The organism is Microbispora hainanensis (genome assembly GCF_036186745.1).
In the GTDB taxonomy this organism is placed as follows: domain Bacteria; phylum Actinomycetota; class Actinomycetes; order Streptosporangiales; family Streptosporangiaceae; genus Microbispora.
The window spans coordinates 7,091,129-7,110,532 of record NZ_CP108086.1 but is presented as its reverse complement, the minus strand read 5'-3'; the positions used below and the strand labels follow the sequence as shown (position 1 = coordinate 7,110,532).

The 19,404-nt window shown below is 71.1% G+C and carries 18 protein-coding genes and 1 pseudogene; 11 read left to right on the top strand and 8 right to left on the bottom strand.

Features of this window, described 5'->3' with window-relative positions:
* Positions 1-188: 188 nt before the first annotated feature.
* Together OHB01_RS32615 and OHB01_RS32610 are read left to right on the top strand one after the other, a co-directional pair.
* Positions 189-1,091, top strand: coding sequence for a hypothetical protein (locus OHB01_RS32615; RefSeq protein ID WP_328854451.1), 903 nt, complete (start codon positions 189-191; stop codon positions 1,089-1,091).
* Positions 1,076-1,396 carry a cellulose-binding domain-containing protein gene (locus OHB01_RS32610; protein WP_260617247.1) on the top strand — a complete coding sequence of 107 codons (321 nt, stop codon included), beginning with the start codon at positions 1,076-1,078 and terminating at the stop codon, positions 1,394-1,396. Before OHB01_RS32615 ends, OHB01_RS32610 begins: the two co-directional genes overlap by 16 nt.
* Before the next feature lie 123 nt (positions 1,397-1,519).
* Here OHB01_RS32610 and OHB01_RS32605 read toward each other — a convergent pair whose 3' ends face one another.
* Positions 1,520-1,936 carry a DUF6223 family protein gene (locus OHB01_RS32605; RefSeq protein ID WP_328854450.1) on the bottom strand — a complete coding sequence of 139 codons (417 nt, stop codon included), beginning with the start codon at positions 1,934-1,936 and terminating at the stop codon, positions 1,520-1,522.
* A gap of 248 nt (positions 1,937-2,184) precedes the next feature.
* Here OHB01_RS32605 and OHB01_RS32600 point away from each other — a divergent pair, with 248 nt between their 5' ends.
* The 5 genes from OHB01_RS32600 to OHB01_RS32580 all read left to right on the top strand — a co-directional run bounded on the left by OHB01_RS32600 (position 2,185) and on the right by OHB01_RS32580 (position 6,575).
* Complete coding sequence (locus OHB01_RS32600) at positions 2,185-3,435, top strand: sensor histidine kinase (RefSeq protein WP_147943163.1); 1,251 nt, start codon at positions 2,185-2,187, stop codon at positions 3,433-3,435.
* Positions 3,432-4,115 carry a response regulator transcription factor gene (locus OHB01_RS32595; protein ID WP_142647539.1) on the top strand — a complete coding sequence of 228 codons (684 nt, stop codon included), beginning with the start codon at positions 3,432-3,434 and terminating at the stop codon, positions 4,113-4,115. The genes OHB01_RS32600 and OHB01_RS32595 overlap by 4 nt, the downstream gene beginning before the upstream one ends.
* Before the next feature lie 177 nt (positions 4,116-4,292).
* Positions 4,293-4,895, top strand: a complete 603-nt coding sequence (locus OHB01_RS32590; RefSeq protein ID WP_142647537.1) for an ArsR/SmtB family transcription factor — start codon at positions 4,293-4,295, stop codon at positions 4,893-4,895.
* Between the two features lie 167 nt (positions 4,896-5,062).
* The gene (locus OHB01_RS32585; RefSeq protein ID WP_168065907.1) at positions 5,063-6,262 is read left to right on the top strand and encodes an MFS transporter; all 1,200 of its coding nucleotides are present in this window, start codon (positions 5,063-5,065) and stop codon (positions 6,260-6,262) included.
* A gap of 172 nt (positions 6,263-6,434) precedes the next feature.
* On the top strand, positions 6,435-6,575 hold the full coding sequence (locus OHB01_RS32580) for a hypothetical protein (protein WP_205830212.1): 141 nt from the start codon (positions 6,435-6,437) through the stop codon (positions 6,573-6,575).
* Between the two features lie 63 nt (positions 6,576-6,638).
* Here the strand turns inward: OHB01_RS32580 and OHB01_RS32575 are convergent, their stop codons facing one another.
* On the bottom strand, positions 6,639-8,369 hold the full coding sequence (locus OHB01_RS32575; protein ID WP_328854449.1) for an RICIN domain-containing protein: 1,731 nt from the start codon (positions 8,367-8,369) through the stop codon (positions 6,639-6,641).
* An 867-nt stretch (positions 8,370-9,236) separates the two neighbouring features.
* Here OHB01_RS32575 and OHB01_RS32570 point away from each other — a divergent pair.
* Complete coding sequence (locus OHB01_RS32570) at positions 9,237-10,328, top strand: glycoside hydrolase family 11 protein (RefSeq protein WP_142647532.1); 1,092 nt, start codon at positions 9,237-9,239, stop codon at positions 10,326-10,328.
* Between the two features lie 429 nt (positions 10,329-10,757).
* On the opposite strand, the gene OHB01_RS32565 is transcribed toward OHB01_RS32570, so the two are convergent.
* The 3 genes from OHB01_RS32565 to OHB01_RS32555 form a co-directional block, all read right to left on the bottom strand.
* Positions 10,758-11,474 carry an NADPH-dependent F420 reductase gene (locus OHB01_RS32565; RefSeq protein ID WP_142647530.1) on the bottom strand — a complete coding sequence of 239 codons (717 nt, stop codon included), beginning with the start codon at positions 11,472-11,474 and terminating at the stop codon, positions 10,758-10,760.
* A 23-nt stretch (positions 11,475-11,497) separates the two neighbouring features.
* A complete protein-coding gene (locus OHB01_RS32560) occupies positions 11,498-12,562 on the bottom strand; it encodes an LLM class flavin-dependent oxidoreductase (RefSeq protein ID WP_328854448.1) in 1,065 nt (354 codons plus the stop codon).
* Positions 12,563-12,734: 172 nt separating this feature from the next.
* Positions 12,735-13,157: a winged helix-turn-helix transcriptional regulator gene (locus tag OHB01_RS32555; protein ID WP_142647526.1), complete on the bottom strand. Its 423-nt coding sequence runs from the start codon at positions 13,155-13,157 to the stop codon at positions 12,735-12,737.
* Between the two features lie 207 nt (positions 13,158-13,364).
* Between OHB01_RS32555 and OHB01_RS32550 the strand changes: the two genes are divergently transcribed.
* Entirely contained in the window at positions 13,365-13,508 is a 144-nt protein-coding gene (locus tag OHB01_RS32550; protein WP_328854447.1) for a hypothetical protein, read from the top strand.
* Positions 13,505-13,627, top strand: coding sequence for an RICIN domain-containing protein (locus OHB01_RS32545; protein WP_205830211.1), 123 nt, complete (start codon positions 13,505-13,507; stop codon positions 13,625-13,627). The genes OHB01_RS32550 and OHB01_RS32545 overlap by 4 nt, the downstream gene beginning before the upstream one ends.
* A gap of 12 nt (positions 13,628-13,639) precedes the next feature.
* Here the strand turns inward: OHB01_RS32545 and OHB01_RS32540 are convergent, their stop codons facing one another.
* Together OHB01_RS32540 and OHB01_RS32535 are read right to left on the bottom strand one after the other, a co-directional pair.
* The gene (locus OHB01_RS32540; RefSeq protein ID WP_142647522.1) at positions 13,640-14,863 is read right to left on the bottom strand and encodes a cellulose binding domain-containing protein; all 1,224 of its coding nucleotides are present in this window, start codon (positions 14,861-14,863) and stop codon (positions 13,640-13,642) included.
* A 166-nt stretch (positions 14,864-15,029) separates the two neighbouring features.
* The gene (locus OHB01_RS32535) at positions 15,030-16,538 is read right to left on the bottom strand and encodes a cellulose binding domain-containing protein (RefSeq protein WP_205830210.1); all 1,509 of its coding nucleotides are present in this window, start codon (positions 16,536-16,538) and stop codon (positions 15,030-15,032) included.
* Positions 16,539-17,121: 583 nt separating this feature from the next.
* Here OHB01_RS32535 and OHB01_RS32530 point away from each other — a divergent pair.
* A complete protein-coding gene (locus OHB01_RS32530) occupies positions 17,122-18,726 on the top strand; it encodes a glycosyl hydrolase 53 family protein (RefSeq protein ID WP_185948972.1) in 1,605 nt (534 codons plus the stop codon).
* A gap of 40 nt (positions 18,727-18,766) precedes the next feature.
* Here OHB01_RS32530 and OHB01_RS40010 read toward each other — a convergent pair.
* Positions 18,767-18,880 (bottom strand): annotated as a pseudogene (locus OHB01_RS40010) (hypothetical protein); the annotation flags it as partial.
* Between the last annotated feature and the right edge of the window lie 524 nt (positions 18,881-19,404).

The following is a 19,404-nucleotide window of genomic DNA, read 5'->3' as shown; positions in this document are numbered from 1 at the left end:
TGGACGGGGCGCCCGCTTAACCGGTGCAGGCAGGTGTAACTTTCATCGGCCGGGTCCTGGCACTAACCGGTTCACCACAGGTGAGAAGGCATGTGGGAAGATCGGGCCGGGCGGCGTGATTGCGGAGAGGGCCTCCGGGCGTATTCGGTGCGAACGCTCCCGTACGTACGCCCGATGAGGAAGTCCCCATGAGACGAGGGTTACGCCCACTCCACCTGCTCGTGTCGCCGGCTCTCGCCCTGACGGCGGGCATGGCGGCGGGCATGGCGGCGGGCATGGTGGCGTTCTCCCACACGGCCGCCGGCGCGGCGAGCTCCGGCTTCGTGCAGCGGTGTGGCATCCATTTCTGCCTGGACGGCAAGATGTACTACTTCGCGGGCGCGAACACCTACGACGTGTTCACCTACGGCGGCAGCTACGGCGACACCGAGACGCAGTACATGGACAAGGCGCGCATCGACGCGCACATGGCCGAGCTGCAGGCCGACAAGGTGAGCGTGCTGCGGCTGTGGATGTTCAGCCATGAGAGCCGGCACGGGTTCGAGCCCGGCAAGGGCGTGTACAACGACCAGCAGTTCGCGCTGTTCGACTACGTCATCGAGTCCGCCAAGGCGCACGACATCCGGCTCATCCCGGTGTTCGAGAACTACTGGGAGGCGTACGGCGGCATCGACACCCGGCTGAGGTGGGAGGGCCTGAGCGGCGGGCACCCCGGGCGCGCCGTCTTCTTCGACAAGACCAAGTGCCCGGGCTGCTTCACCCAGTACAAGAACTACGTCGACTACGCACTCAACCGCACGAACCACTACAGCGGGATCACCCGGCGCTCGCCGTGTTCCGGGCGCACTCGGCCCGGATGGCGGCCAAGAGCGGAGGCGCCGCCTCGCCCTCCCCGTCACCCACCGCCTCGCCCTCTCCGTCTCCCAGCGTGTCTCCCAGCGCGTCTCCGTCCGCCTCGCCCAGCCGGTCCCCGTCGCCACCGTCGCCGTCACCGTCTCCTTCCGCCGGCCCGTCCGTCTCCCCGTCTCCCTCTCCTTCGGCCCCGTCTCCCTCTCCTTCGGTTACGCCGACGTCGGTGCCCTGCACGGTGACGTACAAGACCAACGACTGGGGGAGCGGCTTCACCGCTGACGTCACGATCGCCAACGGCACGAGCAGCGCGCTCAACGGCTGGACCCTGGTGTTCGACTTCGCCGGAAACCAGAAGATCACCAACGCCTGGAACGGCACCGCCACCCAGTCCGGCACCCGGGTGACGGTGCAGAACGCGAGCTGGAACGGCGCGATCCCGGCCAACGGCGGCACGGCGAGCTTCGGTTTCCAGGCGAGCTACAGCGGATCCAACGCCGCCCCGGGCACGTTCACGCTCAACGGCGCCCCCTGCGTACGGAGGTGACCCCGCGACCGGCCCCGGCCGACGCGCGCGCTCGCGCCGCCCGGAACCGACGATGACTCACGGGTGGTCGTCTCCGCCGAGGCGGCGCCTGGAGAACACTATGCGCGCCGGCACGGGACCAGGTCAGGTGGTGCGGCGGGAGCGGGCCAGAGCGAGCCCGCCGAGAAGCATGGCGATCGGCCCGGCCACCAGGTCCACCCAGCCCCCGACGATGCCGTAGCCGGTGCCGGGACCACCCTTGGCGGCGGCCACGACCAGCACGCCGATGATCGTGCAGGTCAGCCCAGCCGCCAGGGCCACGACGGCCCCCCTTCTCCCGGTGCCTGCACCGATTCGGCCCGCGGCGCGGGCCAGGGCCAGCCCGCCGACGACGACGCCGGCCAGCCCCAGCAGCGCCGCCGCCAGGGCCCAGAGACGCCCGGTGGTCAGGGTGTAGGCACCGACCGGCTGGACCAGAACGCGCGCGGCCGCCGGTGTGGTGCGCCCCGCGATCGTGAGCAGGGCGGCGGTGGCGGCGGCCGGCAGGCGGCGGAGGGACATGGGGATCCTTTCGGTCGGCTGAACGGGCCCGCGGCATGCGCGTGCCGAGGCGCCGGTGCGGAGCGCCCGGGAGGGGCCTCACGGAAACCGATCGTCGCGCCGCCGGGGCGGCCGGGGCTTCCGGCAGCGGTCGGCACCGGCTACGCGGTTCCGCGTAGCCGGGCCGGACCCAGGTACGCCCCTGGCGGTAGGGCGGCCGCGCGTCCGGGCGGAGTGGCCCCGCACACGCGGAACCGTAGGATCGCGGCATGGAACACCGCGTGGCGTCGTTGCGCCTGCCGGCACCGGCGCAGGACGTGTTGCTCGCGCTGTTCGTCACGGTGGCGCAGGTGCAGGGCACGATCGTCCGCAACGCCGGCGAGGTGGTGCAGCGTCCCCTCACCGACCTGGGAAACCTCGGATATGTCCTGCTGGTCGTGAGCGGCGTCGTCGTCGCCGTACGCCGCCGGTGGCCGGTGCCGGTGTTCGTCACCGCCGCGCTCGCCAGCCTGGTGTACTACGGCCTCGGCTTCCCGGACGGGCCGGGCTGGCTCGGGCTCTTCGCCGCCCTCTACACGCTTGCCGCGTACGGGGACGGGCGCCGGTCGCTGGTGATCGCCGGGGCGGGTATCGCGGTGCTCACCGCCGTCTGGCTGGTCGCCGCGTCCGGCATCGAGCCACGCGCCGCCATCGGCTGGGTGTACTTCCGCATCGGCGCGTCGGTCATGAGCGCGGCCCTCGGCGAGTCCGTCCGGTCCCGGCAGGTCATCGCGGCCGAGGCCCGGGAGCGCGCCGAGCTGGCCGAGCGGACCCGCGAGGAGGAGGCGCGGGCGCGCGTGAACGCCGAACGGCTCCGGATCGCGCGCGAGGTCCACGACACCGTCGCGCACGCGATCGCGGTCATCAACGTCCAGTCCGGTGTCACCGCGCACGTGCTCGACAAGCGGCCGGAAGTGGCGCGCGAGGCGCTGCGCGCCATCGAGGAGCACAGTTCCCGGGCGCTGCGGGAGATGCGGGCCATCCTGGGAGTGCTCCGCGACGACGACGGCGACGACAACGAGGGGCGGGAGCCGTACCCCGGGCTGGGACAGATCGGCGAGCTGGCCGCCAAGGCGCGCGAGGCCGGACTCGACATCACGGTCGAGGAGGCTCCGCCCGCGACGTCGTTGCCGAGCGCGGTGGGCAGCGCCGCCTACCGGATCGTCCAGGAATCGATCACCAACGTGGTCCGTCACGTCGGCCCGACCCAGGTGACGGTGGAGCTGAACCCCGGGATCGAGGCCTTGGAGATCCGCGTCACCGATGAGGGCCGCCGCGCCGCCGCAGGTCATGCTGATCCGCGCCTGCCCGCCCGGCATCCGAGCGGCGTCGCAGGCTCGGCCGGGCCCGGCCGCGGCATCGCCGGCATGCGCGAGCGCTGCCGGCTGCTGGGCGGAGAGCTCGACGCCGGGCCGCTTCCGGGCGGCGGGTTCGAGGTCAGGGCACGCCTGCCCCTCGCGCCGACCGGGCCGCGCGCATGAACGCGGCGGAGGCCGCACCGATCAAGGTGCTGATCGCCGATGACGAGCGTCTGGTGCGTTCCGGGTTCAAGGTCCTGCTCGACATCGAGGACGACATCACGGTGGTGGGGGAGGCCACCGACGGCGCCGAAGCCGTCGAACGGGCCCGTGCCACCCGCCCCGACGTCGTCCTCATGGACATCCGCATGCCCAGGCTGGACGGGATCCAGGCGACCGCCCGGATTTCCGAGACGCGCGGGCTGGAGCAGGTGCGGGTGCTCATCCTCACCACCTACGACACCGACGAGTACGTGTTCGACGCACTGCAGGCCGGGGCGAGCGGCTTCCTGCTGAAAGACGCCGGGCCTGCCGAGCTCCTGCACGCCATCCGGGTGATCGCCGCCGGGGACGCGCTGCTCGCGCCGCGGATCACCCGGCGCCTCATCGGCCGGTTCGCCGCGCTGCGAACGGCCGCCCGGGCGGGGGAGGACCGCCTCGCGGTGCTGACCGAGCGCGAGCGCGAGGTGCTGGCCCTGGTGGGACGGGGGCTGAGCAACCACGAGATCGGCGCCGAGTTGTTCCTCAGCCCGGCCACCGCGCGCACCCACGTCAGCCGCGCGATGGCGAAGCTGGGCGCGCGCGACCGCGCGCAACTGGTCGTCATCGCCTATCAGACAGGACTGGTCGGCCCCGCGATGTGAGGCACGGCCGGGTCGCGCTCGTGCGGCGGCTGGGGGCCGTGCCGCCACCGCCCGCACCGCACCGGCGTTCCAGGTGGGCGCCGCAGGTGCGGCAACCGCACCTCTTGACGACTGCGGGCGGCGGAAGCACAAATTTATTTGCGCAAATTATCTCGTGGATTTGCTACGCTGTCGGGCGTGAGCAAGAAGACGGGCCGCATCACCGACCCAACGGTCCTCAAGGTCATCGCCCACCCCGCACGGCTACGGCTGTACGAGGTCCTGGTGGCGGACGGGCCGGCGACCGCCGCCCAACTGGCCAGACATGTCCCCGGGGCGCCCGGCTCGCTGAGCTACCACCTGCGCAGGCTCGCCGCCCACGGCTTCATCGAGGAGGCGCCCGACCTGTGCGAGGACGGGCGGGAGCGCTGGTGGCGGGCGATACCGGGCGGCGTCCGCTGGTCCCCGGAGGACTTCGCGGACAGCCCGGGGGCGCAGGAGGTGGCGGCGACCGCGCAGCGGGTGCTCATCGGGCGCCACATCGATCGGCTGCAGGAATGGCTGGCCGACGGTCCGCAGCGCTGGGGAACCGCCTGGGCGTCGGCGGCGAAGAGCACCGACAGCGTGCTCCGCCTCACACCCGACGAGCTGCGCGAGCTCGGCAGGGAACTCGACGCCGTCATCGAACGATGGGCCGGACGCCCCGACGGCCCGGGTCGAGACCACGTGTTCCTGTTCCTGCACGCCTTTCCCATCGCAGGGTCCGCACCCGCGAGCGACACGGGCACCGAGCCCCGGTAGGCCCAGACCTCATCCCCCTTCTCCCCAGGAACACCGCCATGCCGCACGACAGCAGGTCGCAACGACGATTGCCACGGCCCCTGAGCCCTACCGGACGGCAGCGGACTGAGCGGCCGGCGGGAGTACTGCGCGCGCCGGGCTTCGGCCGTTATCTCACCGGGTTCGGCATGTCGTTGGTGGGCGACCAGATCTGGTTCATCGCCTTGGGCTGGGCGGCGGCCCGCACGGGAGACCCCCGGCAGGCGGCACTCGTCATGACGGCCGCGTCCGTTCCCCGGGCGGTGCTGATCCTGCTCGGAGGGACGGTCGCCGACCGCTACGGTCCCTTGCGGGTGACCCTGGCGAGCCAGACGCTGCGCGCCGCCCTCATGCTCGCCTTCGCCGTCGCGGTGGTGACGGCATCCGCGCCGCACCTCTGGTTGCTGATCGGGGTGGCGCTGCTGTTCGGCGCACTGGACGCCGCCCACATGCCCGCCGCAGCGGCGCTGCCGCCCGCGTTGCTGCAGCCGCGGCAGCTGCCCGCAGGTCAGGGACTCGTCCAGACCCTGGAACGAACGGCCACGGTGCTCGGGGCTCCGCTCGGGGGGATTCTCGTCGCCGCCGGCGGCCCCGGTCTGGCCGCCGCCGCCAACGCCGCGCTGTTCACCGCCGCGCTGCTGCTGTTGCGCTCCCTGCGGCTCCGCGTACGACCGCAGCCGGACGAGCCGGAGAACCCTCGTGAAAAGGAGAACCTGTTCGCGTCCCTGTGGACCGGACTGCGCTACGCCGCCACCACACCCGTCCTCGGCCCCGTGTTGCTGGTCGTCACCACCTTGAATCTCGCGCTCTCCGCCCCCCTCAACGTCGGCGTGGCGCTGCTGGCCGAAAACCGTGGGTGGAACGCGACCGGCTTCAGCCTCGTCATCAGCGGATTCGGCATCGGAGCCGTCGCCGGTGCGCTGCTTCTCGTGGCTCTCCCGCCCGCGCGCAAACCGGCCGTCACGGGATTGCGCTGGGTCGCCGCGGGCGCCGCCTTCGTCGCGCTGCTGCCGTTCGTGCCCGGCCTCCCGCTCGCGGCCGTCGCGGCCGCCGGGCTCGGGTTCACCTCGGGACCCGCGGGCGCACTGCTCCTCGGAGTCGTCCAGGCCAACACCGGCCATGCCTACCTGGGGCGCGTCATGGCACTGGTCAGCTTCTCCGCCCTCGGGCTGGTGCCCGTCTCCTACACCGTCTTCGCCGTCATGGTCGAGCGCTTCAGCCTCCACGCGGCGTTCGGCGCCTGCGCGATCGCCGAAATCGCCGCCACCGGCGTAGCCCTCGGCACCCGATCGATCCGCGCGGCCACCACACCCCGCGAAGACCCGGCGGATCGTCACCACCCTGCATGAGGTCCGGTGCTGCGGGAGCCATCACGAGACCGAGCGGCCGCTTTTCCTTCGTGTTCGGCCCGGAGACGCAGGCGACGGCCACTAGGGTGGGCGGGTCGACGCGACGGGAACGGCGCATGACGCGTTCCCTGCTCGTGTCCGTACGCCACGCCCACCCGGGAGACGCGACACGATGTCCAGCCACAGGGCCACCGTCGACGTGGTGGTGCTCACCATGAACGACCGGCCCGAGGGCGGGCACGGGCAGCGCCGCCCCATGTCGTGGGCCACCGTGGTGCGGCTCACCCTGGCGGGCCGCCCCCCGATCATCTGACCCCGCGGGCCGAACGCGCACGATCCCCGCCGGCCGGGTCCGGCCGGCGGGGACGAGCCGCCGCTAGCGGGCCGTGAGGGTCCAGAGGTGGTCGGCGGTGCCGTTGTCCTCCCACTGGAGGACCTGGGCGCCGGGCGACTTGCTCATGCCGTTGACGCCGAGCAGCAGACCGCTGTTGTAGTTGCGGATCTTGTAGCGGCCGTTCCCGTCCGGTAGGAACGACCACAGATGGTCGGCGGTGCCGTTGTCACCCCAGATCAGGGCCGTACCGCCGTTGCCGGTGCTCATGTTGGTGATGCCGAGGAGCAGCCCGCTCGCCCTGTTGACGATCTTGTAGAGGCCGGAGCCGCTGTCGACGAGGGTCCACGTCTGGGTGGCGCTGGACGAGGGAGTGGCCTGGTCGACCAGGGTGCCCTGGCCGGTGCCGGAGTTCTGCGTGTCCAGGGCGAGGCCGCTGTTCACGTTCCTGATCTGGTACGACCCGGCCAGCGAGGTGCCGGGGTTGCCGCCGCCGCTGCCCGGAGTGACGACCAGGTGATAGCCGTAGGTGGCGTTCATCGCCGGGATGGGCACGGTGATCGAGCCGTTGTTCACGGTGTAGTTCGACTCGGCCAGCGTGCTGGGCCCGGAGACGGCCACCGTACGGCCGGGGGAGGGGGTGTACTCGACCTTCACATGGGCGGTCCCGCCGAAGGAGCCGAGCCCGTTGATCGCCACGGCGCTGTCACCGGAGCCGCCTCCGACGATGACGCTGAGCTGGTCGCCCGCGCTGTTCATCGCCGCGGCGCCGTCGATGCCGGTCTGCGCGGGCGGCGTGGTCGTCACCATGTTGCCGCTCATGTCGGCGTACCACTTGTAGAGCCAGTAGGCGCCGTTGGGCGAGCCGCCGCGGCCGGTGAGCAGGTCGCCGAGCGTGCCGGACTGGTTCCAGAACGCCAGCTCGGCGTCGTGGACGCCCAGCCGCTCGAACTTGGCGATGTACCCGACGAGGGCGCCGGGGATGCCGACCTCCGATGGGGCGGCGTACTCCTCGATGGCGATCGGACGCGGGCTGATGCCGTACTTCTTCTCGAGGTTGACGACCGTGGCGATGTCGCCGGCGATCTTCGAGGACCTGATCAGCTCATGCCATGCGATGATGTCCGGCACGGTGTTGGTCGCGACCGCGTTCCTCAGGAAGTTGTCCATGTCGCTGATGTTGTCCGAGAAGCTCGGCCCCTGGATCGGGGTCGTCGGGTCCTTGGCCCGCACCTCACGGTAGGTCCTGGTCCAGAAGTCCTCGAAGGTGCCGTTCGCCGAGTTCCAGGTGTTGTCCGACTCGTTCCACAGCTCGTACGCGGCGAGGTTGGTGATGCCGGACGCCTTGGTCTGCGCGATCTGCTGGTCGACCAGGCTGAACCAGTTGCTCCAGCTGAACTGGTATGGCCAGCCCGCGTACACGTCGGACAGCCGGTTCACGACCTTCGCGCCGGCCCTGGCCGCCTTCGGGGCGACGGTCAGGATGTCGCCCGTCGGCTGCTGCCTGCCGCCCTGCGGCTTCTGCACGAAGGTGTTCGGCTTGATGGCCTGGGCGAGGTTGTCCGCCGGCGTCGACGCGTCCGCCAGGCCGTACAGCGAGCCGCTCGCCACGTGCGTCACCGGACGGAAGGGCTGGTCGGCGTTGACCACCAGCGTGGTCGAGGGACTCGCGGCGGCGCCGGCGGGGGCGGCGGCGAGGGTCGCGCCGGCCGCGCTGAGGGCGAGCGAGGTGAGCAGGGCGGCGGCCTGCCCGGCTCTGGATCTGGTCGTCTTCATGCGTCTCTCCTGGGGAGTGTGGGGGTGTCCGCGGAGTGGACCGCGGGGGCGTCGGCGGGCGACGAGGATGACGCGGGGCGCACAACCCGGGCTGAGCAACTGTGCGCAAAGGTTTTCCGAGCCGGAAACGTACGATGAACTTGTCCGGCCGTCAAGACTGTCCGCCATGCGGCTTTCTTTCTGCACACGATTTCCCGACGCGGACAGCGGGGGTATCGGGACCACCGCAAAGGTGGAGGCAAAGGATTGCGTACGCCGGAATCGAGCCGTACGATCACGTCGGCGAGCCTCCGCGAAAACCGGCCTGGCCAGGGGATTTCCCCGGCCGCCCGCCGCCGGAGGCTCCTCGTCGGCCGAGCGGGCGCATGCCGGGAGGCTTCACCGGCGACGCTCGGGATGAGTGAGCGTGAAAATTTCGCTCATATCGCGATAGCTTTCTGGGCATCCTGCCGTAAGATCTCGGAGCTCAGGACGTGAGATCGCCGCCGTCCCGCCTGGGGTGACCCTGATTCGCCCGGAGGATTTCACGTAACTTTCATCGCCTTCGCCAGCGTCCGTTCCGTCGTATGTCGCCGGTAACCAGGGCCGATCTGTCGAGACGACCTGCGGGGTGAAAGCGGCTTTACCCGCGTCGTTGACAGCCCCGCAGGTTCGAGCCGACACTTTCGCCGTCTGTCCGATAATTTCGCCCGCTACGAAGGGTCTCGACCGCTGTCGATCCGGATCGCGGACCGCGACAGGGTCCTCAGATCGGCGGCCGTGTGACGACCGGCCAACCTCCGCCGCGGCGCTGCGGGGGCCGCCACCCCGGCCGTCGGCACCACGTCGCTCCGGCCGCCGTCGGCCCGTTGAGGAGGAGGCGCGTACATGAATCACCTTCCCGTCCGGATGAGAAGCCGCGGGTCCGGCGGCGTACGGCTGTTCATCGGCCGTGTCTGCGCCGTGGCGCTGGCCGCTGCCGTGGCGTTGCTGCCCGGTGTCGCCAACGCGGCCGTGACGACGAACCAGACCGGCACCAACAACGGATACTTCTATTCGTTCTGGACCGACAGCCAGGGCACGGTCTCCATGGAGCTGGGCTCCGGCGGAAACTACAGCACCTCCTGGCGCAACACCGGCAACTTCGTCGCCGGCAAGGGCTGGAACCCCGGCGGGCGCCGTACGGTGACCTACTCGGGCAGCTTCAACCCGTCGGGCAACGCCTACCTGGCGCTGTACGGGTGGACGAGGAACCCGCTGGTGGAGTACTACATCGTCGACAACTGGGGCACCTACCGGCCCACTGGGACGTACAAGGGCACCGTCACCTCCGACGGCGGCACGTACGACATCTACCAGACGACGCGTTACAACGCGCCGTCCATCGAGGGCACCCGGACGTTCAACCAGTACTGGAGCGTCCGGCAGCAGAAGCGGACCGGCGGCACCATCACCATCGGCAACCACTTCGACGCCTGGGCCCGCGCCGGCATGTCGCTCGGCAGCCACGACTACCAGATCCTCGCCACCGAGGGCTACCAGAGCAGCGGCAACTCCAACATCACCATCGGCGGCACGACCGATCCGTCGCCCTCGCCCTCGCCCTCGCCCTCGCCCCGCCCCTCGCCCACGGTCTCGCCGTCCTCGCCGGGAGGCAACACCGGCCCGTGCCGTGTGTCCTACACCAAGAACGAGTGGAACAACGGCTTCACCGCCGAAGTGAACATCACCAACACCGGCAGCGGCACGATCAACGGCTGGACGCTGGCCTGGTCGTTCTCCGGCGGCCAGCAGATCACCAACTCCTGGAACGCCACCGTGAGCCAGAGCGGCTCGTCGGTGACCGCGCGCAACATGTCCTACAACGGCTCGCTGGCCCCCGGCGCCAGCACGTCGTTCGGGTTCCAGGGCACCCACTCGGGCAACAACCCGAACCCCTCGGCCTTCAGCCTCAACGGCTCGGCCTGCACCACCGGCTGACCAGCACCACACAGCGTGGCGGGAGCGGGCGCCCTCGGGCCCCGCTCCCGTCCGCACGTCCGGCCTCTGGCGGAAACCACCCCGGCGGACGGAACCGCCCGTGCCGTACGGAACCGCGTCTGCCGGCGGGGGTGACCCGGCCGGCGATCCCCGGCCTGATGGTCGAGCTTGAGGGGACCGCCGTCGCCTGACGCGGCCATGCCGCCTCCGCCCGTGCCGCCTCCGCCCGTGCCGCCTCCGCCCGTGCCGCCTCCGCCCGTGCCGCCTCCGGAAGGGCTGCCGGAGGCGGCACTTACAGGCGCGGTCGGCCGGGCCCGGCTCGTGCGGATGCTCGCTACCTGTCGAGCAGATCAAGCCTGCGCTCGAGGTCGTTCCCGTTTCCTGTACGGCCGGCGTCGTGGACGCGGGATCACGCTGGTCAGCGACCGATCAGCGTGAGGGGCGGGGCGACGACATCAGCCCGCCGCGTGCGCGTAGCACCTCGCGGCCGCGTTGCGAATCGGGGAAACGGCCGAGCATCGCGCGCAGCTCGGCCGCGCCCACGTTCGCGCCGAACGGCTCCGTTCCCGGCTCCATCCGTACGCCCTCGGCGAGCGGGCCGGCGGCCACCGGGTCGAAACCGAGCGCGTCCACGATCGAGGCGGCCACCTCGACGTCGTCCGGGTCGTCGCCCGCGATGGCGATCGCGCGGCGGCCGGGAGCGCCGGTGGGACGGGCGCCTTCCTCCAGGTCGTGGTAGCCCATGTGGTTGAAGGCCTTGACGACCCGGGAACGCGACAGGAACGCCTGAACGATCTCGCTGGAGGACGTGCGGGGGTCGGTGAGGTCGTCCCGCACCCCGTCCACCTCCGGCCAGTGGTTCATCGCGTCGAGCACGAGCCTGCCCCGCAGCGCCTCGGCGGGGACGTCGCGGTGCTTGCCGAGCGGCAGGGCCAGCACCACGACGTCCGCCTCTGACGCCGCCTCCGCCGCGGTCACCGCGACCGCCCCGGGCGTGACGACCTCGACGACGAGGGAGATCCGTGCGGCCTCCCCGGAGCCCGCGATCAGGACGCGGTAGCCTGCCGCGACGGCGAGGCGGGCCAGCACGGTGCCGACCTTGCCGGCGCCGAGGATGCCGATGGTGCGGACGTCGCCGGGTTTCATGGTCGCTCCGGATCGCCGGCGGCTCACGCGTGCACCGCGTCCGCGGCGAGCAGTTCGCGTACGCGCGGGGCGACCTCGCGGCCGAGCAGCTCGATCGTGCGGGCGCGGGCGTCGCGAGGAAGGTGCATGATGTCGTATTTGAGGTCGAAACGGCTCAGGCGCAGGTCGCGGGCCATCCTGACGATCTTGCGGGCGACCGTCTCGGGCGATCCGACGAAGAGCGCGCCGTGCTCGATCTCGGCCTCGTACCGCTCCCGGTCGGGCGCGTAGAAGCCGCGCTCGGCCGCGAAGTCCTCGACCACCGGCCGCCAGTAGCGCCACCAGGTCTCGACGGCCTCCTCGTCGGTGTCCGCGACGAGGCCGAGCGAGTGCTGGCCGATCGGCAGCTCGGGGTGTCCGAAGCGGCCGAGCGCCGTGAGGTAGAGCTCGACGTTCCTCGCGAACCGCTGCGGCCGTCCGCCGATGATGGCCATCATGAGCGGCAGGCCGTGCCGGGCGGCGCGCACCACGGAGTCGGGGCTGCCCCCCACGCCGATCCAGGTGGGGATGCCTCCCGGCCGCATCCGGGGATGCAGGAGCTGCCCGGTGAGCGGCGCCCGCACCGTGCCCGACCAGGTCACCCGCTCCTCGCGTTCGAGCCGCAGGAAGAGATCGAGCTTCTCCTCGAAGAGCCGCTCGTAGTCGGCCAGGTCGTAGCCGAACAGCGAGAACGACTCGGTCACGGAGGCGCGGCCCAGCACGATCCGGGCCCGGCCGTCCGACACCGCGTCGAGGGTGGAGAACTCCTGGTAGAGCCGCACCGGGTCGTTCGTGCTCAGCACCGTCACGGACGTGCCGAGCCCGATGTGCCGGGTGGCGGTGGCCATCGCGGCGAGGAGCACCGGGGTCGCGGAGTCGTTGTGCCCGTCCCGGTAGTGTTCCCCGACGCTGAAGACGTCGAGCCCCACCGACTCGGCGAGCCGGGCCTCCTCCACGAGCAGGCGTACGGTCTCGGCGTCGTCGAGCACGCGCCCGCCGTCCGTCGCCACCTCCCCGAACGAGTTGAGTCCCAGCTCGAAGCGTGGGTGGCCGATTTCGCCGGCGGTCATGGTGTCTCCCCGTCCCGGCATGCCAGACATACCGATCATCTCCCCGTACGTGTGCCGGCGGCATGGAGCAGCGCTCCCCGCCGGCCTCGATGACGTGCGGATACCTGGTTACACGCCGATGATCGGTAACTTCAATCGAACCCTGGTCACATGAAGGGAACCGGCCGGGGGCTCAGCCGAGATCGTCGGGGTCGGCGCCGGCCGCCGTGTCGAAGGCGTGGCGGTTGGCGCGGATCGTGTCCTGGTTGTCGGCCGCCCACCGGGTGAGCGCCAGGACGGGCTCGGACAGGGTGCGTCCGAACGGGGTGACCTCATACTCGACCCGGGGCGGGACCTCCGCGTAGATCACGCGCTTGACCAGGCCGTCACGCTCCAGGCCGCGCAACGTCAGCGTCAGCATGCGGCGGGAGATGCCGGGGGCCGTACGCAGCAGCTCGGTGAAGCGCATCGGCCCGTTGCCGAGCAGCCCGATGAGGATCAGGCTCCACTTGTCGCCGATCCGGTCCAGCACGGATCGCAGGACGTCCGGGTCGTGCTCCAGGCAGGATCTGCCCAGCGAGCGCAGCACCCTGTCCGCCTCGGCCTGGTGGGACATAGGGCTCCCGCCTCCTCCGTCACCCGAGGTGATCACATTCTGTCGCCCTGAGAGGTCGTCAAAGCGTACATCGGTGACGAAATGTGACCACCCTGGCTCGGTCACGTAACGGCATGCCTCACATAGCGGCCCTGACGTAGCGACGCAGCGTGGCGGCCTCACCGGCCGGCATACCGGGGGTCGTCGCCGGGGACGAACCCGAGTGCCGTGCCGATCCTCCTGCCGGTCGATGCCAGCGTGCCCATGACCGCCCGCCACACGGTGGTCGAGATGGCGATCCGCGGCCGTGGGTCACCGGCTGAAGACGTCTGCGGCGGCCGGCACCCGCCGCCACTGCTGCTCGGCTGGTGAGCCAGAACAGCGGCGAGCGCCTCGACGTCGCCAGTGGCTCCACCGCCGACGGGGCGACCGTCATCCAGTACACCTGCGGCAGCGGCACCGACCAGCAGTGGACCCGCACCGAGTCGTGACCCGCGGGCGGCCTACTGGAGGTAGGCCGCCAGGCCGAGCCCCTGGTCCCGTACGGCACCGGCGACGAGGCCGGCGATCTGACGGGCGCCCGCGGCCTCGAAGTGGGTGTGGTCGTTGGCGAAGAAGGCGCCGACCGGGCCCGAGGTGTAGTCGCCGTTGAACGGGCAGAAGTGGAGGCTGTTGTAGAGCGTGTAGCTCAACTTATGGAGGTCGATCACCGGGGCGCCGGTGGCGGAGCCGACGGTGAAGGTGTCGGTGACGAAGCCGCGGTTGGGAGTGGCGGTGCTCCCGCTGCAGGTCAGGGCGGCCACCGGGGTCACGAGCACCGGGTTCGCGCCGCGCTGCTGTGCGGCGCGGACCATGGTGGTGAGCAGCTCGCGATAGCGGGCGGCGCCGACGTGGCGGGGACAGGACGGGTCGCCGTCGTTGATGCCGAACTGGATGAACAGATAGTCGCCCGCCTTCATCCCGGTCGAGGCGTCGAGCATCGACTGCCACCGGGAGGCGTAGGCGGTCGAGCTGAGCGCGCACTCGCCGCTGGAGTTCATGCTGTTGGTGACGGCCGACTCGTACAGCCAGGTCTGGACGCTGCGGCCGCCGACGGCGTTGTTGACGACGGTGGCGTTCGTGGTCAGGTACTGACCGAGCTCCCGGCCCCAGCCGACGATGGGGGCGCCGGAGCTGTTGGCGACGGTGGAGTCGCCGGCCAGCCATACGGTGATCCGCCCCTGGGCCGGAGTGGGGCTCGGTGTCGGGCTGGGGCTGGGGGAGCGGGTCGGCGAGGCGCTGGGGCTGGGGCTGGGGGAGCCGGTGACGCCGCCCGTGCAGGTGACCCCGTTGAGCGTGAAGCTCGCCGGTGCGGGGTTGGCGGAGCTCCACGAGCCGTTGAACCCGAAGCTCACCGACGCGTTGCTCGCGATGGTGGGGTTGTAGTCCACGTTCACGGCGGTGACGGCGGACCCGGTCTGGGTGACCGCCGCGTTCCACGCCTGGGTGATCCGCTGGCCCGCGGTGAACGACCAGCCGAGGGTCCAGCCGTTGATCGTGTCGCCAAGGTTGGTCACCGTGACGTCCGCGCCGAATCCGCCGGGCCACTGGTTGGTGATCCGGTAGGTGACGGCGCATCCGGTGGCGGCGTCGGCGGGCGCCGCGCCCGCCACCCATGTGAGCGCTCCCGTCAGCACGGCCGCGGCCGAGGTGACCAGGGCGGCGGCTCGTCGCCTCAACGTGCTCATCGGCATTCTCGCTTTCTCCGGGTCGGGGTCTGCCGGACCGTGTGACGGCGGTCCGTCCGGTCGCACCGGCCGCCGCGCCCCCGGGCGGGTGCGGCGGCCGGCGTCGCCGGGCTCATATGGCCCGGCATCCGGCGCTGCCGGGCTTGTACGGCCCGGCGTCCCGGGCTTATACGGCCCGGCATCCGGCGTCGTTGAGGGTGAAGGAGCCCGGCGCGTGGTTGGCGCCGTTCCAGGTCGCGGTGAAGCCCACGGTCGCGGACGCACCGGGGGCGAGCGCCGGGCTCCACGACGGCCCGGTGACGGTGACGGTCGGCCCGGTCTGGGTGAACGTGCCGTTCCATCCCTGGCCGATCTGCTGGCCGTCGGGGAAGGTCCAGCGCAGCGCCCACGGGCTCACCGTGCCGGACCCGGTGTTGGTGACCTGTACGTCGGCCTGGAATCCGCCGGGCCACTGGTTGGTCACGGTGTAGCGCACCTCGCACGCCGCGGCCGGGCCGCCCGGTGTGGTGCTGGGGGACGGGGAGGCGGTCGGTGTCCGCGTCGGGCTCGGGCTTGGCGTGGGGGTGGGCGTGGGGATGGGTGTGGAAGTCGGGGTGGGGGTGAGGGTCGGAGTAGGGGTCGTGCGCGGCGGGAGGTGGTCGGCCACGATCGGCGCCAGCCTGGCCGCGATGGCGCGGTGCCCGGCGTCGTTGGGGTGGACGTTGTCGGACAGGCCGTCGGGCGGCACCCACCCGTCCGTGGGAACGAAGAAGACGTTGCGGTCACCGGCGTCGTTGACGGTCCGCACCGCGGCCTGGGTCTGCGGGACGAACCGCCCGCGGAAGGTCTGCAGGGCCAGGATCGCGGCCCTCGGGTACTTGCCGCGGATCGTGCGCAGCAGGCCGGTGTAGGAGTCCTGGAACTGGGCCGTGGACACGCCGTGCCCCACGTCGTTGGTGCCGAGGTTGATCACGACGACGTCCGCCTGGTAGCGCGAGAAGTCGTGGTCGGGGGCCCCGTCGACGGCGCTGACCTTCACGAAGCGCCGGTCCAGGCCGACGCATCCGTCGGCGGTGGTGACCAGGCAGGCGCCGCCCTCCGCGACCTGCATGTGGTCGAGCCCGAGCTGCTCGCCGACCAGCCAGCCGTACGCGGTGAGGGCGTTCTTCGAGGTGGTGGTGCCGACGGTGATGGAGTCGCCGACGAACTCGACCATGCCGCCGGCCGGACGCGCGGGCAGGGTGCGCGCGCCCGGGTCGAGGACCAGGCCCTGGAACACCGCGTCGCCGTGGTAGGAGCCCGCCACCACGCGGTAGGACACGCGCAGGGTGTGGTCGCCGGCCGGGAGCGGGGTGGGGGTGAGGTCGACCGTGCCCCGCACGTTCTGCAGGTAGACGTCGGGGCGGCCGTCGATGCTGTAGTAGAGGTCGATGGCGTTGCGCTGCTTCAGCTTGACGGTGGTGCCGGTGAAACCGGTGGTCAGGTAGGCACCGGCCCACCCCGGGACGTAGGCGGAGCCGTCGCGGACGTCCCAGCGGCCGACGAAGCGGATGTTCGGGTCGGCAGGCGTCCCGTCACCTGCGGCGGCCTGGGCTCCGGGCGGCGCCGCGACCATGATCGCGAGCGCGGCGGTCAGTACGGTGACGAGCGCGGTCGCGAGAGCGGCGGCCACGACGGCGAGGCGCATGGGTTTCATGGCGCTCCGTTTCTCCTGGGGTGGGTTCGCCGAGGGGGTCGAACGCGTCAGTACCCCTGGGCGGGCGTACGCGTGGGCGAGGGAGGCCGGTCTGCCGGGGCGATGGTCGTTCATCGGCTCGTTCGCCGGACCGCCGGGGCGCGGGACGTGAAACATTCATGTGGACGAGGCGATTCGCTTCCGGGCCGGCGCCGCGCGCGGCGTACTTCCGGTCGCTCCGGAGGCGGGTCCCACCGGCCCGGAACGCGGGTCGCGCCGCAGGTTATGCTCGCCCGCGAACGGTCGTGACGCTGGGGTCTTCCCACGTGGGCCTCCGGACGGACGGACGCGAGGACGGGGGACATCAGGTCTGGGAACGTTCACAGGATGAGAGTTGTCCCGTGCGACGTCAACGACCGTTAAACGGTCGCCTCTGGGGCCCCTTTTTGTGCTTATGCGCCGACGCTTCTCGGCAGGCCGCTGGTGGGCTACTGTGCACGTTCACAGAACCTCGTGAGGCGGAGACGTGTCCCGATGTCCCGCCCTACCGGAGTGCCCCGCGTACGGCGGGGACGATCCGTGTCCTGTGGAGGCTGGGAGAGACATGAAGAGACGTGGTCTCGCTGTGCCGCTGTGCGCGGCGGCGATGATGGCGGGGGCCGGTGTCGTCGCGGCGTCACCGGCCTCGGCGGCGAGCGGGTGCAGTGTCACCTACGCGGTCAGCAGCGAGTGGCCGGGTGGTTTCGGGACGAACATCACGATCAGCAACCTGGGCGACCCGATCTCCTCGTGGACGCTCGTGTGGTCCTATCCGGCGGGGCAGCAGGTGACGCAGGCGTGGAACGCGACCGTCACCCAGAGCGGATCGCAGGTCACCGCGACCAACGCCGCCTACAACGGGTCGGTGGGCACCGGCGGCAGCGTCTCCTTCGGCTTCAACGGCTCGTGGTCCGGGAGCAACCCGGCGCCGACGGGCTTCACCCTCAACGGCACGCCGTGCACGGGCGGCGTGACCGGTTCACCCAGCCCAACCGCGAGCCCGTCTCCGAGCCCGTCTCCGAGCCCGCCTCCGAGCGCGTCGCCAAGCCCGTCCCCGAGCCCGTCACCGAGCGCGTCGCCAAGCCCGTCACCGAGCCCGTCCCCGAGCCCGTCCCCGAGCCCGTCCCCGAGCCCGTCTCCGGGCGGGAAGAGGCTGACCATGCTGGGGGCGGACGTGTCCACCCTGCAGCGTGCCGGCGACCTGGGCGCGAGGTACTACGACGCGTCCGGCGCGCAGCGGGACCCGCTCGACATCCTCAAGGACATCGGGGTGAACTACGTCCGGCTGCGGATCTGGAACAACCCGGCCAGCGGCTACAACAACAAGGCCAAGGTGCTGCAGTACGCCAAGACCGTGAAGGCCAAGGGCCTGAAGCTGCTGGTCGACTTCCACTACTCCGACACCTGGGCGGATCCCGGCAAGCAGTACAAGCCGGCGGCGTGGGCGAGCCACGGGATCGGCCAGTTGCAGACCGACGTCTACAACTACACCTACGACGTGTGCTCCAGCCTCAAGGCGCAGGGCACCACCCCTGACAGCGTGCAGATCGGCAACGAAATCAACGTGGGCATGCTGTGGAATGACGGCAAGGTCGTCAACAACGACTTCACCAACCTGAGCCTGCTGCTCAAGGCCGGCTATAACGCGACGAAGGCGTGCAACTCCGGCACCCAGGTGATCATCCACACCGCCGACGCGGACAGCGACGCGAACGCCCGCTGGTTCTACGACGGCATCAGGGCCAAGGGCGTGTCGTGGGACATCACCGGCCTGTCGTACTACTGCTACTGGCACGGCACGATGCCCAACATGGCGGGCGTGGTCGCCGACATGAAGTCCCGCTACGGCAAGGACGTGATCCTCGCCGAGACGGCCTATCCCTACACCACGGCCAACGGCGACGGCACCCCCAACGTGATCTCCTCCTCCGAGCCGTGCTCCGGATATCAGGCGACGCCCGCGGGGCAGGCGGCCAACTTCACGGCGGTGCAGACAACCGCCCGCGACGCGGGCGCGATCGGCGTCTTCTACTGGGAGCCGACCTGGTACGCCGTGCCCGGCAACGGCTGGGACCCGGCCGACATCAACGGCTCCGGCGACGGCTGGGACAACCAGGCGATCTTCGACAGGAACGGCCGCCTCAACCCCAACGTTCGCTGGACGCCGTAAAGCCCCCGTGACCCGGGTGGTCCGCCTGGGACCACCCGGGTCACGGATCGGGGATCAGGCCGCCGATCAGGGCGAGGTTCTTGACGGCGGCCAGGCCGTACTGGGCGGTGGCGTTGGTGGACACCCACGGGGCCTGCTCCGTCGGGTTGAAGCGTGGAGGCGACCTTCTCTGCCCGCCACGGCAGGTCCGGCCCGTAGCCGTCGCCCGTGTAGAACTCCTGCCACACCCGGGCGGCCAGGTCGTCCCGCTTGAGCCGGGCTGCGGCGTACGCGGTGAGCCGGGTGGTGGCCCTTATACCGGGGAGCGGCCTCTCTAGCCTTCACGGAGCCTGCGTTGCCGGCGAGCCCTTCCGGCCTGCACCTCCGGATCGCGCACCTGGACCGTACGCCCCTGGCGACAGCCCGGAAGCCTCTGCGAATCATCTCCGGGCACAACGCTTCTGGCCGTCGCGGTGCCCTCGTGCCGGGCGTGACCTTTCCAGCCTTCACGGAGCCCGCGTTGCCGGCGACCCTTCTGGCCTGCACACCCGGCCCGTACACCTGGACTGCACGCCGCGACGACAGCCGGAAGGTTTTGCGAGCCGTCTTTGGACGGGACGTCGTATCGAGGACTGCCTCGCATCGCCGGGCTGGGGCTCCATATTTGCCCAGGTCAGGGTTTGATTCGATGGTGTGTTC